General features: G+C 70.3%; 10 protein-coding genes. 4 read left to right on the top strand and 6 right to left on the bottom strand.

All coding sequences use genetic code 11. The annotated features are described in order from the left end of the window. Positions 1-12: 12 nt before the first annotated feature. From ACMXN5_RS23095 to ACMXN5_RS23085, 3 genes are read right to left on the bottom strand one after another with little or no spacing between them, the layout of a single operon-like run. Positions 13-1,461, bottom strand: coding sequence for a cytochrome P450 (locus tag ACMXN5_RS23095; RefSeq protein ID WP_439676790.1), 1,449 nt, complete (start codon positions 1,459-1,461; stop codon positions 13-15). Beyond that, a complete protein-coding gene (locus ACMXN5_RS23090; protein ID WP_439676789.1) occupies positions 1,458-2,600 on the bottom strand; it encodes an alpha-hydroxy acid oxidase in 1,143 nt (380 codons plus the stop codon). Before ACMXN5_RS23090 ends, ACMXN5_RS23095 begins: the two co-directional genes overlap by 4 nt. A 5-nt stretch (positions 2,601-2,605) precedes the next feature. Continuing rightward, positions 2,606-4,228 (bottom strand): NAD(P)-binding domain-containing protein, encoded by a 1,623-nt coding sequence (locus tag ACMXN5_RS23085; RefSeq protein ID WP_439676788.1) that lies wholly within the window; start codon positions 4,226-4,228, stop codon positions 2,606-2,608. A gap of 616 nt (positions 4,229-4,844) precedes the next feature. Here ACMXN5_RS23085 and ACMXN5_RS23080 point away from each other — a divergent pair. Continuing rightward, positions 4,845-6,212, top strand: a complete 1,368-nt coding sequence (locus ACMXN5_RS23080; protein ID WP_439676787.1) for a diaminopimelate decarboxylase — start codon at positions 4,845-4,847, stop codon at positions 6,210-6,212. 131 nt (positions 6,213-6,343) lie between these two features. Here ACMXN5_RS23080 and ACMXN5_RS23075 read toward each other — a convergent pair whose 3' ends face one another. Both ACMXN5_RS23075 and ACMXN5_RS23070 read right to left on the bottom strand, forming a co-directional pair. Next, positions 6,344-7,009, bottom strand: a complete 666-nt coding sequence (locus ACMXN5_RS23075) for a nitroreductase family protein (RefSeq protein WP_439676786.1) — start codon at positions 7,007-7,009, stop codon at positions 6,344-6,346. 90 nt (positions 7,010-7,099) lie between these two features. After that, positions 7,100-8,566 carry a PP2C family protein-serine/threonine phosphatase gene (locus tag ACMXN5_RS23070; RefSeq protein ID WP_439676785.1) on the bottom strand — a complete coding sequence of 489 codons (1,467 nt, stop codon included), beginning with the start codon at positions 8,564-8,566 and terminating at the stop codon, positions 7,100-7,102. Positions 8,567-8,954: 388 nt separating this feature from the next. On the opposite strand from ACMXN5_RS23070, the gene ACMXN5_RS23065 reads away from it, so the two are divergent. Beyond that, positions 8,955-9,479, top strand: a complete 525-nt coding sequence (locus ACMXN5_RS23065) for an ATP-binding protein (protein ID WP_439676784.1) — start codon at positions 8,955-8,957, stop codon at positions 9,477-9,479. Between the two features lie 616 nt (positions 9,480-10,095). Here ACMXN5_RS23065 and ACMXN5_RS23060 read toward each other — a convergent pair. Next, entirely contained in the window at positions 10,096-10,470 is a 375-nt protein-coding gene (locus tag ACMXN5_RS23060) for a peptidoglycan-binding domain-containing protein (RefSeq protein WP_439676783.1), read from the bottom strand. Between the two features lie 800 nt (positions 10,471-11,270). On the opposite strand from ACMXN5_RS23060, the gene ACMXN5_RS23055 reads away from it, so the two are divergent. Next, positions 11,271-12,440, top strand: coding sequence for an IS110 family transposase (locus ACMXN5_RS23055; protein ID WP_439676782.1), 1,170 nt, complete (start codon positions 11,271-11,273; stop codon positions 12,438-12,440). 203 nt (positions 12,441-12,643) lie between these two features. Further along, positions 12,644-14,167, top strand: coding sequence for a restriction endonuclease (locus tag ACMXN5_RS23050; RefSeq protein ID WP_439676781.1), 1,524 nt, complete (start codon positions 12,644-12,646; stop codon positions 14,165-14,167). Positions 14,168-14,292: the final 125 nt, after the last annotated feature.

Here is a 14,292-nt window from a genome sequence, read left to right as displayed (position 1 = left end):
GCCTCGCCCCTCTCATCGGCCGGCGGGAACGGAAGGCGCGGGACCGGCGGACGCGGGACCGGCGGGCGAGGCGCCGAAGTAGGCGCGGCACAACCCCCGTCGGCGGGCGTCATGAACCATGTAGGCGCTGAGCACGAGTTGGGTGAGGCTGCGCGGGACGGCGGCCCATCGGTCCGTGAGGCGCATCACCGCGAGCCGGACCCGGGGCCGGCGCGGGTTCGCGGCGGCCGGATCGGGGCGCGGAACGAGCAGGCAGGGTCCTCGGTTGGGCAGGGAACGGGTGTGCTGCGCCGAGGAGTCGAGCCGAAAGCGGCGCAGCGTCTCCTCGGCCGCGACCCGCAGGGTGAGCAGGGCGAAGCCGCGGGCCGGGCACGGGCGGTTGGCGGTGACGCCGAACGGAATGTACTCGGCGGGCCGGGTGTCCGGGCGCGACCACCGATCGGGGTCGAAGGCGAGGCCCTGGGAGCCCTGGTACTCGGGGTAGTTGAACAGCAGTACCGAACCGGTCGGGATGGGCTCGCGTCCCTCCCGGGGGATCTCTCGCGAGGTGATCCGGTGCGCCACGCCGAAGAGCGGGAAGTGCAGCAGCGTCTCGTCGATGATCCGGTCCAGGTGGTCCGGGTCCGAGCCGGGCGCCTGGAGGCGGGTCTGCACGTCGCGGTGTGTGGCCAGGGCCAGCAGCAGGTGGGCGGACGCCTCCGACATCTGCACCACGGCGGTGTTGAAGAACGTGCCCTGGAGGTAGTACGCCTGCTCCCGCCGGTCCAGCGATTCCGGCAGCGGCCCGGGCGGCGGGTCGTCGGCGAGCCGGGCCCGCAGGTGGTCGGTGAGCCGGGCCCGCCGGTCCATGTGCCGAAGGCCCAGGCACTTGATCGAGTCGACCACGTCGTTCGCGTGGTCGGTGATCAGGTTTCGTACGTGACGCGGGCAGGGCTCGCGGAAGACCACCTCGTAGTAGACCTCGGCCCAGACGGGCATCATCAGGTCGCGCAGGCGCACGTGCAAGGTCCTTGCGGCGCGCGGGTGTTCGCGTGGCCCGCCGGGCGTCGGATCGACACCGCTCAGTTCGTCGAGGACATTGCGCGTGCAGCGGCCGACCAGTTCGGTCCACTGCTCCCGGGAGATGCCCGCCAGGATCCGTCGGGTGGTCCTGGCCACGTCGTCGTAGCGGGGCCCGGGTTCCAGGTGTTCCTGGTGCACCTCCGGGCCTGGGGCCAGCCAGTACCAGAACAGGTCGGACAGGGCGGCGCCACGACTGCGGCCGTCCGCCGCCGGATGCCCGTACACCCGCTTGAACTCCTCGGCGGACACCTCGGGTCCGGGCGCGCGCACACCGTCCGCACCGCCCGCCCGGGCGAAGATGCGGACGCGCAGCGCGACCACGATCCCCGGCAGCCAGTAGGGCAGCACCGCCACCGCGAGCACGACCGCGCCGACGATCGACCAACCGACGGCGCTCATGCGACCACTCCGCCGAATCGGGTGTCCGCCCCTGGCGTCACGGTGGGACCGGGCGCGGATCCCCACCCCGGCACCCGGACCAGGTCGGGCGTCAGATCGGCGAGTCCGGAAGCGCCGCACAGGGCCAGCGCGTCGTCGAGTTCGTCCCGCATCAGGTGCAGCAGCCGTCGTACGCCCTTCTCGCCGCCCTCGGCCAGCGCCCACATCACCGGTCGGCCGATGCCTACGGCGACCGCGCCGAGCGCCAGCGCCTTGACCACGTCGGTGCCCCTTCGGATCCCACCGTCCAGCACGATCGGGATACGCCCCGACACCGCCGCGACCAGCTCGGGCAGCAGCTCCAACGTCGATGGCACGGTGTCGAGTTGCCGACCGCCGTGGTTGGACAGCAGCAGTCCGTCGACACCGTGCCGAACCGCGAGCCGCGCGTCCTCGGGATGCAGCACACCCTTGAGCAGGACCGGCAGATCGGTGAACCGCCTTAATCGATCGACGTGTTCCCAGGAGAACTCCGGGGACATCGCGATCTGCCGTACGTGCCCGCGCTCGCCGTCCCGCAGATCCACCAGGTTCTCGCAGCGCATCCCCGGCGGCAGGTCGTGGAAGCCGTTGCGCCGGTTGCGTTCGCCCGCGCCGAGCACCGGCGAGTCGACGGTGACCACGAGGGCGGTACAGCCGGCCTCCTCGGCCCGGCGTACCAGCGCCTCGGTGATCCCCGGGTCGGGTTGGACGTAGAGCTGGAACCACAGCGGCGGCGCCTGGCCGGGCTCGGCGGCGGCGCGGGCCGCGTCGGCGACCTCGCCCACCGCCACCGTGGACGCCATGGAGACGATCATGATCGCCCCGGCGGCGGCCGCCGCCCGGGCGGTGGCCGCCTCTCCCTCCGGATCGACCAGTTTGTGGAAGGCGGTCGGCGAGAGCAGGATCGGCAGGCGTGCGCGACCGCCGAACAGGCTTACGCACAGGTCCCGTTCGCCGCAGCCGCGCAGCACCCGGGGCAGCAGTTGCAGTCGGGCGAAGGCCGCCTCGTTGGCCCGTACGGTGATCTCGTCGCGCGCTCCACCCGCGATGAAGTCGGCGTATACGGGATCCAGTCGGGCGCGCGCGGCCTCCTCGAAGTCGTACACGGTGAACCGCACCCCGCTCACCGCCCGGCCGGGCTCGGCCGCCGGTCCAGTTCGCGGGCGAGGAAGGCCACGAGTGGGGCGTGGTGGACCTGCGGATGGTCCCACTCGTTCTCCAGGTTCTCCGTCATGTTGTGCGTGGCCGACAACTCACCGTCGCGGAAGTGCCGGATCACCGGGTGCAGATAGGCGGCGTCGATGGAACCGTCCACCGAGTTCTGCGCGGTGCGGCGCACGGTGATGTCGAACGGGTCGACCTTGTCGTGGTCGGGCCCGTACTCGAGGGTGATGGTGAAGTAGTCGCCGCCGTCGGGCGATCGGCTCTCGTGCGCGTAGTCGACCGGCACCTCCTCGCGGTAGTGCGCCCGCCCGTCGTGGTCGACCACGATCAGGTCCCCGATCACGCCGAACTGCTGCCACAGCGCCGAGCTGCGATTGACCCGGGCCACCACGGCATCCGCGAGCGCCACGGGCGTGGCCGGCAACGTCCGCTGCGGCCAGGGACGTTGGTGGTACCGCTCGTCGAGGATGTGGCTCAGCGCACGGACGGCGTAGCGGAAGCCGTGGATGAAGCCTCCGGTGGACTTCTTGAAGTCGCGCTGCTGCATCAGGGTGCCGGCGAAGTACAGACCGGGCACGTTCACCGACTCGTAGGCCGGGGACAGGGCGGCGAACCGGTCGTCGATGACGAGTTCGGGGCGGCAGTCCGGGTCGAAGATCGAGGCGTCGAAGCGGAAGCCCGTACAGACCAGGACCCGGTCGTAGTGGAGTTCCTTGACCACCTCGTCGGCACGCGAGAACGCGAACCGCACCCGGTAGCGCCCCGCGTCGCCGCCCTTGTCCACGGACAACACGCGGCCGTCCAACACGGCGTTGCGCAGCTTGAGTTGGTAGGTGTCGAGGAAGTTGGCGTTGATCGCGCGCAGGTGTCCGACGAAGTGGGTGTTCCAGGCGAGCCGGATGGAGTGCGGCCCGGCCACGTGGATCACCGCCGCGGTCTCCAGGAGGTTGTCCGCGGTCTCCAGCGCGGAGTTGCCCTTGCCGAGGATCAGGACCCGTTGGTCGACGAAGTCCTCCGGGTCCACGGACACCGTCGAGTAGTCGTCGGCGGTCTCGATGCCCGGGATATTCGGGGTGTTGGGCCGGGTCAGTCCGGTCGCCACGATCAGTCGCCGGGCGTCGTGTCGCATCCCCCGTTGGTCGGTCACGGTGAATCCGCCGTCGGTGCGGCGCCCGATCCGCTCGACCCGGGTGTCGTAGGCGATGTCCAGGTCGAATACGGCGGCGAAGTCGGCCAGATAGCGCACGAGGTCGTCGGCGTGCGGGAAGTAGCGCTTGCTGTACCGGGTGAACAACAGCTCGGGATCCGGGGACAGGAGTGAATTCCAGTCCATCCGCATGTTCAGTTCGGGATCGTCGGTGCCGTTGTACACCTTGTTGATGGAGATCAGTTTGCGGTGCCGCGGGAAGGTGCGGAAGAAGGTGCCGGGAGTGCGGCCACTCTCCAGGACCCGGTACCCGTGCCCGGCGGCCTGGAGTAACTGCGCGATCTGGAGCCCGGCGGGGCCGGCGCCGATCACCAGGTAGTCGAGGAGGTCGGGGGACGTGGCGGAGGCGGTGGGCGTGCCCGATATGGAGGTCATCGAACTCTCCTTGCGCTCCGGGCGAGGACGGGCCCGGAGACCGGTGGGGACGGATGGGGACGGAGTTGGACCGATGAGGACGGAGTTGCGGGAAGTGCGCGGGGGCGTGCGGGCGCAGCGGGGTACGGGGGCTGCGCGGGCGCGGGTGCGGTGCCGACCGGGCGGGGCGGGTCGGGGGCCGACGGGGCGGGGCGGCGCTGAACGGTCCGGCCGCGGCCGAGAATCGCGGCGTGACGTCGAGTCCCTTGAAGACTCAACAAACACGGTAGTAACGAGGGTCACGCCGGGCAACCACACGACGCAACCGAATGATGACGCGAACGGGGCACCGGATCCGCCCGCGCGGGTGGGTCGCGCGGGGCGGGCCGATGCGGGCCGCCGCGGAGCCGCGCCGCCGAAACGAGCGGAGAAGACGCGGGACGCGGTCGTCGCCCGCCACAACGTCGAGCCGACGGTTCGTCGCACTCGACGATGTTCGGCGCGGCCGGGGTGGGAATGCTGGGCCTGTGGGCGTCCGGCAGGGCGGCGCCGGCAATGCCCTCCCTCGTGACGGAGGTGCCCGCGAGGTGGGCGTGGGCGCGCGGCGAGTGACGAGCGACCAGCGACAGGAGATCCGGTGGAGACGACTTCCGATGCGGCTCGGCGGCGGCGCACGGCCCGGGACGCGGCGGTGGCGGCGGCCGTGCGGCAGGGGCTGCTGGGCGCGGCCGAACCGCTGGTCGGGCTGCTGGATGTGGACGGCCTGCTCGGCACGGTCGCCGAGTTGCACGCGGCCTTCGCCCCGGCCCCGGTCCGGCACGCCTTCGCGGCCAAGGCGTGCGCCCTCGCCCCGGTGATGCGGCTGATGGCGGACGCGGGGATGGACTGCGAGGTCGCCTCACCCGGCGAGCTGCGGTTGGCACTGGCGGCCGGCTTCCCGCCCGAGCGCATCGTGTACGACAGCCCGATCAAGACCGTCGCGGAGCTGGAGTTCGCCCTCGCCCACGGCATCGCGCTCAACGTGGACAACTTCCAGGAACTGGACCGCGTCGACGCCCTGCTCGCCGGCGCGCCCGCGCCCGCGCCGCTCGGGATCCGGGTCAATCCCCAGGTGGGGCGCGGTTCGGTGGACTCCACGAGTACAGCCACGGCGACGTCGAAGTTCGGCGTGGCGCTGCGCGACGAGGGCGCGACCGAGGCGGTCGTACAGGCGTTCGTCCGCCACCCGTGGCTGACCCGGATCCACACCCATGTCGGCTCGCTGGGCTGCCCGTTGTCGCTGATGGCCGAGGGTGTGGCGGCGGCCCACGCGCTGGCCGAGCGGGTGAACGCCGAGGTGGGGCAGCGCCGGGTCACCGGTCTGGACATCGGCGGCGGCCTGCCGGTGAACTTCGCCGACGACACCGACACGCCGACCTTCGCCGACTACGTCGCCGAGCTGCGCCGGGCCGTACCGACCCTGTTCGACGGCCGCTATGACCTGATCACCGAGTTCGGCCGCTCGATCTTCGCCAAGAACGGCACCGTCGCGTCGATCGTCGAATACACCAAGACCACCGGCGGCCGCCGCATCGCCGTCACCCACGCGGGCGGCCAGATCCTCACCCGCGCCATGTCGATGCCCGAGGCGTGGCCGATCCGCATCGACGCGTTCGACGCGAAGGGCCGGCCGAAGTCCGGCCCGACCGAACCCCACGACATCGCGGGCCCGCTGTGCTTCGCCGGCGACCTCTCGGCGATCGCCCGCGACCTGCCCGTACTCGAACCGGGCGACATCCTCGCCCTCCACGACACGGGCGCCTACTCCCTGTCCACCCACTTCTCCTACAACTCGCTCCCCCGCCCGGCCATCCACGGCTACCGCACCACCCCGACCGGCGAAACCACCTTCACCCCGATCCGCCCGGCCCAAACCCTCACCGAGGTCCTCACCGACAGCGGCACAACCCACATCGAATCCCTGACCGCTCCAAGCACGCCTGCGGTCGATCGTCGTCACCCATGACCACGTCGTCCTCGAACGCCGGAGCATGGGCCATCACGGACAACGGGATCTCCCGAAACGCCGTACCCGGCTCCTCGAACACCCGCGACGGCCACCCGGCGTACCAGTGATAGGGCCGCGTCCAAAGGGGATCAGTCCGTCATGAAGGTCGTCGTCTCGGTGATCGGGGCCCGGTCCGTGCGGAAGGGACGCGTGGTCGGGTCCTCGAAGCCGATCGACATGCCGCAGTAGAGAATCAGCCCCTCCGGGGGTGACACGACCTCCGCGACGGTCGCCCGATACACCGACCATGCCATCTGCGGGCAACTGTGCAGTCCCTCCGCGCGAAGCAGCAGCATGACCGTCTGGAGATACATGCCGAGATCGGCCCACTGGGCGGATCCCATCTCGCGGTCGATGAAGCAGAAGAGCGCGGCGGGCGCCCCGAAGCAGTCCCAGTTCGCGGTCACGGCCTGTGCGCGTGCCCGCGTGTCCCGACGCGAAATGCCGAGCGCGCCGTAGCGCTGCTCGGCAGCCGCGGACCGCCGCTCGCGGTAGGGCGCGCCCAGTTCGGGCGGGTACATCTCGTACTCCCGCGCGTCTCCGGGATCACCCGCGGCCACTCGCTCGGCGGTGCGCTTCTTGAGCCGATCCAATGCGGAACCGGCGAGCACGTAGGTGTTCCAGGGCTGAAGATTGGCCCCGGAAGGCGCCCGGGACGCGGCGGACAGCACTCGTTCCAGCACCTCCCGCGGAACCGGATCGCCGGTGAAACCGCGCACCGCACGCCGAGTCGCCACGGCCTCGTACACGTCCAAGCACAACCACCTCCCACGCCCCCTGACCACGCCCACCTACACCTGTGACGACTCGGGAAACAAAGAGGTGACCGGCACAATCCCGGCGGTTCATCGGTGTCGGCGCTGCGGCCCGATGAGGGTGGCGGCGGTGGGGGTCGTGCCGTGGACCGTCGCGCTGATGCTCGGGGCCGTCGCGGTGTCGCGGGCCGGGACGGACAGGGCGAGCAGGGCGACGTCGTCGCGGTCGGCGTCGGGCAGCGTGCCCAGGAGAGCGACGGTGTCCTCGACGAGGGTCCCGGCGGTAAGGGGGCCGGGGCGCAGGGCCAGGAAGGCGGTCAGGCCCTCCTGGTCGAGTCTGGCGCCTGCGGCGGTACGGGCCTCGGTGAGTCCGTCGGTGTACAGGAGCAGGCCCTGGCCGTGGGCCAGATGCAGGGTGCGGGAGGCGAACGTGGCCTCGGCGAACGCGCCGACGAGCATGCCGCCCTCGGCCCGTACCGTCTCCACCCGGACACCTGCGCCCGGGTCGGGGCTGAGGTGGTAGGCGGGAGGATGGCCGCCGGTAGCCAACGTGACGGTGAATCCGCCGTCGGTGTGCGGGTCGAGCATGCCGAAGATCGCGGTGCAGAATCGGGTGCCCACCGAGGCGTCCAGCAGCAGGGCGGTGTTGAGCGCGCTGAGCGCGGCGGTGGGGTCGGCGTCGATCAGGGCGGCGGCGCGCAGGGTGTAGCGGGTCAGCGAGGTGACCGTGGCGGCCTCGGCGCCCTTGCCGCACACGTCGCCGAGGAAGAACGCCCATCGCCGGGCGCCGAGCGGGAAGACGTCGTAGAAGTCGCCGCCCACCTCCTGCGGCGAGGCCGTCTGGTAGTGGCAGGCCAACTCCAGGCCGGGTACCGCCGGCAACAGCGGCGGTATCAGGGTCCGTTGCAGCGTGGAGGCGAACGCGGCGATGGCGGCCCGGTCCCGCTCCGCGCGCCGCCGCGCCTGCTCCTCCGCGCGGCGCCGGTCCTGCTCGATCCGGTGCCGTTCCTGCTCGGCCCGGACGGTGTTCAGCGCGGACAACCGCAACTCCAGCTGGTCGCGCACTATCGCGGCCAGGTCCGCGAGGGTGGCCGCGTCGGCGGCGTCGACGCGGCGCGGGCGGGTGTCGAGGATGTTGACGGTGCCGAGCCGGTGCCCGTCGGCGGTGACGATCGGGGCGCCGGCGTAGAACCGCACCCCCATGGGTCCGGCCACCAACGGGTTCGAGCACGCGACGGGATCCACCAGCGTGTCCGGGATGATCAGCGTCTCGTCGCTCAGCACCGCCGAGTCGCACAGGCCCGGGTCGCGGCCGATCTCGGTGACGCCGAGCAGGCCGTGTACGGCCTTGAATCGGATGCGATCGGTGTCGACTATCGTCACGGTCGCGACGGGCACGTCGAACAACCGTGCCGCGAGGGCCGCCACCCGGTCGTACGCGCCGTCGGGGAGAGTGTCGAGGGTGTCGTAGCGACGCACCGCCGCGATCCGGTCCGCCTCCACCGCCGACGACCCCTTCGTCGGCCGGGCTTGGGGTACGGCTGTTCGTTCGGACATGTGCCTCGTCTCGTCTGCCCCCGTGAAGTCACCCACCAGGACGGCGGGAACCCGTACGACCATCCCCGAGGCGGCGGACGTGGCCCGCACGGGGGCGGTCGCGGTTCGTCCCTCGTCGTCGACCGGTGGTGCAGGTTCCGGTGGTGGGCGAGGTCGTCCACGCCTTGGGGAGCCACCTATCCCTGCCCCCGATCCGCCGAGCCGAACTCGCGCCGATCCTCGCGGCCGGCCGAGGCTTGAGTCGCCGATCAGGGGGCAGGCGTGCGGGCGCGGCCCATACGAGCGGTCGGCGCGCCGGCGCCGAGCCGAAGTGCCGTCCGCCGTCCGCCGTCCGCCCATGTCCCTTGCCTCTTGCCTCTTGCCTCTTGCCCCGGAGGAAGGTCAGGTCATGACTCGACTTCACCGTTCCCTCTTCCGGTGGCGGGTGCCACGGCAGACCGGCGCGGCCGCGCGGGCCCGGGACGAGGCGCGAACCGCACTCGCCGGCTGGGGCTGGGACGAGGACCACATCGCGACGGCCGTCCTGGTCGTGTCGGAGCTGTCGACCAACGCGCGTCTGCACACCGACGGCCCCATCGGCCTGGCCATACGCCGCACCATGCGCGGAGTGCGCCTGTCGGTCACCGACACCAACCCCCACCCCCCGACCCACCGCAACACCGGCCCCCAACACGAGGGCGGCTTCGGCCTGCACATCCTCGACACGATCACCACCCGCTGGGGCATCCGCACACACCGAGCCGGCAAAACCATCTGGGCCGACCTCGAAGCCCCCCACCACAACCCCCACCCGTGGCCGGCCCGAGCCCGATCAACAGCCGCCACGACCCGAGTACGCATCCCCCCATCACTGCGCCGCGCAAGACGCAGCGGCACAAGCCTGATCCTCATGACCACATTCGCAGCGGCATAACCCGCCCAACGACCCCGCGCCCGAATCCGATCACCGAATCGAACCTTCACCGCCCTCGAGCACAAACGGCGCCTCGAATCGTCCCGCACCGCTTCCCTGACCGCGTCTTCGCGTCGGACGGGTTCGGCCGTTCGGCTTCCGCCCCACAGCCGGCTTCGGCCGGCTCGCACCAGCCACCCCGGGCGCCGCCGACACCCTGACCCCGCTCAGATCGATCCGCGCGGCACGGCCGAACGGCACCCCGATCCACGTCATCTCGGCCAACCTGTCCGCGCACAAGGGCGGGACACTCCGGCGGAACCTGTAGGCCCGTAGGACCTGTTCGAGCACTCGCACCCGGGACAGCAGCACAGTGCACCGAGACCGGGGTGGTCTCGGCGCACCGGCAATGGGTGGGACAGCTACGCCTGGGCGGGTACCAGGACACCGACCGGAACGGTCGGGTCGTCCGGGACGGGTCCGGTCAGCCCGGCGGTGCCGGCGTGGAGCACGGCCCGGCCCTGCGGGCGGCGTCGATCCGTGCGATGACGACTGCGGCCGACGGAACGAGCCGGTCAGGTCGGTCCGTTCGCGCACATCTCCCACTCACCGCCACGCGCCTTTCCGTTGAACGATCTCAGCGCGGATTGGGGCTCTTATCCGGGTGCAGGCAGTTCCATGTGTTCGCGCCGACCATGCCGTCCACGGTGATCCCGCACCGACTCTGAAGACTCTTGACGGCAGTACGCGTACTGGCCCCGTAGATGCCGTCCTCGGCGATCCCGTAGCCGTAGAGGTTGATCAGGCACTGCGCGTGCCTGACGGCCGAGCCGGTGTCGGTGTAGTAGAGGTTCGGGTGGCCCGAGCTGTAGGGGCAGGGGCTCTCCGCGAGTACCGCGACCGATGCGAGAGCGGGAGAAGAAATGCCTGGAGCGGTGGCGGCGGACGTGGCGGAAGCACTTGAAGCCGTGACGGTGACGCCGGCAAGAGCCGCTACCCCGCGACGGCACACGCAGCGAATTTTCCGAGCAATCTCATTGTCTCTCCATCTCATGACTCGACATGGGGCCGCGTGCCTCCCCCACAAGAGCGTCACCGGTGCACTGGCCGGCGCAAGCGCCGACACCCACATGCGAAGGACGTAACGAACCCGGCCGCCCCCGTCTTCGCAAGGGCGACCGCAGACCACCGCGCACGCACGCCACCCCACGCGGCCTTCCGCTCGGCGTGGGCATCGGCCCGGGACATGAAAAAGCCCAAGTCAGCGGGCTGACCTGGGCTTCGTTTCGGGTGGGCACAGACAGACTCGAACTGTCGACCCCTGCTTTGTAAGTGCCGATGGCATGGTGACGGGAGGTACCACAGAGGGACGCTGTGTCCCGTTTTGAATCCGTCTGACACCCCGAAGTCGGTGCCCGATACCGCCGAATGTCGGCGAGTGCCGGAACGGCCGTGCACGCGCCGCGCGCGCAAATGCGTGCACTGGTCGGAGGTTTCCGTGGTGCGCCCCAGAGCTCTTCCGGGGCGCACCACGTCGTTACGGGGGCGCGGGCTCAACCTTTCGGGTGGTCGCGCCGTCGTGGTGGTGACGAACCCGAAGCTCGGTTCGTAGCGTGGCGATCGGGTTCCGTGCTTCGGGTATGGCTTGCACGCACGTGTCGCTGTGATGGCTTTGCGCGATAGGACCGTCCGAAGTGTTCGGCGGGTGGCCTCATCGCCGATTGGGATGTGTGGATCGGATCGCCGGTGCGGATACGCGGGCGGCCACCCTCGCGGAGCCCCCTCGGTACTTCTTCCTGGGAGGGGAGGTGCGTGGTGGCCGGGATCTGGGTCGGAGTGGACATCGGCGGGACTCACCATCACTGCGTCGCGATCGACGAACGCGGAAATGTGTTGCTGTCACGTCGGTTGGCCAATGACGAGGCCGACCTGCGGGCGTTGATCGCTGACCTGACGGCGTTGGGCGTCGATCCCGTCTGGGCCGTGGACCTGCCGGACGGCCCGGCCGACCTGCTGCGGACGTTGCTCCACCACCAAGGTCAACAACTCGTCTACCTCCCCGGGCGATTCATGCACAGTGCCGCGGGCTCCTATCCCGGTGAGGGCAAGTCCGACGCCCGTGACGCGGCGATCCTCGCCGACCAGGCCAGAGTGCGCCGGGACCTGCGAACCTTGTCCCCACCGGACGCGATCGCGGTCGACCTCGCGCTGCTGACCGCGCGCCGCGTCGACCTGGTCTGCGACCGCACACGCGTCTACAACCGCATCCGAAGCCACCTCGGCACCATCGCACCGGCCCTCGACCGGGCACTCGAAGTCCGCCTACAGGGACCGCTGATCCTGCTGGGCCACTACCCCACACCGACGGCCCTACGAAGGATGGGCACGCGCCGTTTGGCAGCGTGGCTGCGACGGCGACACATCCCCCGCGCGGAAGCACTGGCGGAACGCGCACTGACCGCCGCCCACCGTCAACACGTGATCGTCCCAGGAGAAGAACCCACGGCGGCCCTGATCACCGAACTCGCCCACGAGGCCCTCGCGTTGCAACGGCGCGTCCGCGAGATCGAACACCGGATCACCACACGGTTCCACGCCCATCCCGACGCCGCGTTGATCACCAGCATGCCCGGCATCGGCGACGTCCTGGGCGCCCACTTCGTCGCCGCCACCGGCGGCGACCTCACCCGCTTCGCCAACGCCGGAAGCCTCGCCGCCTGCGCGGGCCTCGCCCCGATACCACACGACAGCGGCCGGGTATCGGGCGTACGCCGCCGCCCCCACAACTACAACCGACCCCTACAACGCGTCTTCTTCCAATCCGCACGCATCAGCATCGGCTGCCCCGCCTCGAAAACCGACTACGACCGCAAACGAACCGAAGGCAAGCGCCACACCCAGGCCGTCCTCGCCCTCGCCCGCCGCCGCGTCGACGTCCTATGGGCCATCCTCCGCGACCGCCGGCCCTACCAGCCCCGGTGAGAGTGATCTCCCGCCTTCAACACGGAGCCCTGCGTCCACGTTCCGGTACCGGCTCGAGCGAGGGCCACCCAACAAGGAGCAGGCCTGCCGTCAGGACGGGATTTCTCCACACCTCTCCTCCCATGTCGGTCGCTTTGTCTAGCCTTGACACGAGGTGACGGGAGGCCGCTGGGCGACGGCGGTCGAGGCAGAGGTGGGGACTCATGGCTCGTCGTAAGTCGATCACGTCTCAGTTGCTCGGTGCGTATCAACAGCGCCAGAAGGTCCACGAGCAGGAACAACGCCGCATCGCCGCCGAGGAGGCCCGCTTGGCGGCCGAGTTCGACCGGCAGGCCAGGGCGGAACTGCAACGGGCCAAGGCAAAGCAGCAGAAGCAAGCCGCCGCGGACCGTAAGCGCGTGCGGGAGGAGGCCGAACGACGCCGCGAGCAGAAGCGAATCGACGCCGCCGAACAAAAAGCCAAGCAGGAACTCGCGCGCATCCGCCAAGAGGCAGAGCGTCGGGAGGCCGCACGCGAACGAGACAGGCAACGGGCCTCGGCCGAGACGACCAAGGAGGCACAACGTCTGGCCGTGGAACGGATGACGAGCCTGGCGGACGAGTCGACTCGACAGGCCGCGGCCCGAGTCGCCGGATTCGACACGTTGTTGGCCCGCCGGTACCTGAACCTCACTGATCACCGACTGGCGGTCGGCCGCAACTTCGACCTCGGCGGGCCGGAGGATTTGGCGCGGTCGGTGTGCGAGGTCCTCGCCCATCCGATCCACGAGACGGGCGAGCCCGAGCGGTGCCGTGCCACCTATGCCCCCGAGCAGCGCCAACTCGTGGTGGAGTTCGAGCTTCCCCGGCAGAGCGTGGTTCCCACCGCTTCGGCGTATCGATACGTGAAGGCCCGCGACGAGATCGTCCCTCAGCCCCGCAAGGAAGTGGAGGTCAAGGCCATCTACGGTCGCCTGGTCGCCCGGACCGCGTTACGGATCCTCGATCAGTCGTTCCGCACCACGCCTCCACAGTTGGTCGACACGGTCGTCTTCAACGGACACGTATCCGCGAAGGACCGAGCCACCGGCAAACCGATCCGCCCGTGCCTGATCAGCGTCGAGGCACCTCGCGACAGGTTCGAGGAACTGGAGTTGGACGAACCGGAACTGGACCCCGTCCTGTGCCTGCGCGGACTCAACGCGATCGTGTCCCCGCATCCCTTCGACCTCGAAGCCGTGCGCCCGGTAATTCAGTTCGACCTGTCCCGCTACAAGTTCGTCGAGGAAGTCGACGTCGTCGCGCGCATGGACGCCCGCCACGACCTCCTCACCCTCACCCCCGGAGAGTTCGAACACCTGATCCGCCGACTCTTCGAGGCCGCGGGCATGAAGGCGTGGGTCACCCAGCAGTCCAAGGACGAAGGCGTCGACGCCGTCGCCGTGGTCGAGGACCCGCTCATGAGCTTCACCTGCGTCATCCAGGCCAAGCGCTACAGCAAAGTCGTCGGCCTGGAGGCGGCCCACGCACTCGCCGGCGTCATGGAGGACAAGAACGCCGGCAAGGCGATCCTCGTCACCACCTCGTGGTTCGGCAAGGCCAGCCGCGACTTCGTCCAACGCCACGGCCGCATCGAACTCATCGACGGCCGCGGCCTCAAAGCCATGCTCGCCGAACACCTCGGCCTCGACGTCCTCATCAGCCTCCCCAAAGTCCCCCCGGGCTGGGACCGCCACGACATCAACTGACACAGCGGGACGATGCCCGCCAGTTCCGAGGGCACTGGTACGAGCCCCCCCGGAACATGCACCGACTCTTCGCCATTCGTCGGTCGAGACGTCCGGTCGCGGACTAGCGTGCTGAGAACTAGGCA

This window comes from Embleya australiensis (assembly GCF_051903075.1).
Classification (GTDB): Bacteria; Actinomycetota; Actinomycetes; order Streptomycetales; family Streptomycetaceae; genus Embleya.
Note: the sequence above shows the minus strand (reverse complement) of the source record. Positions and strands in the feature narration are given on the sequence as shown.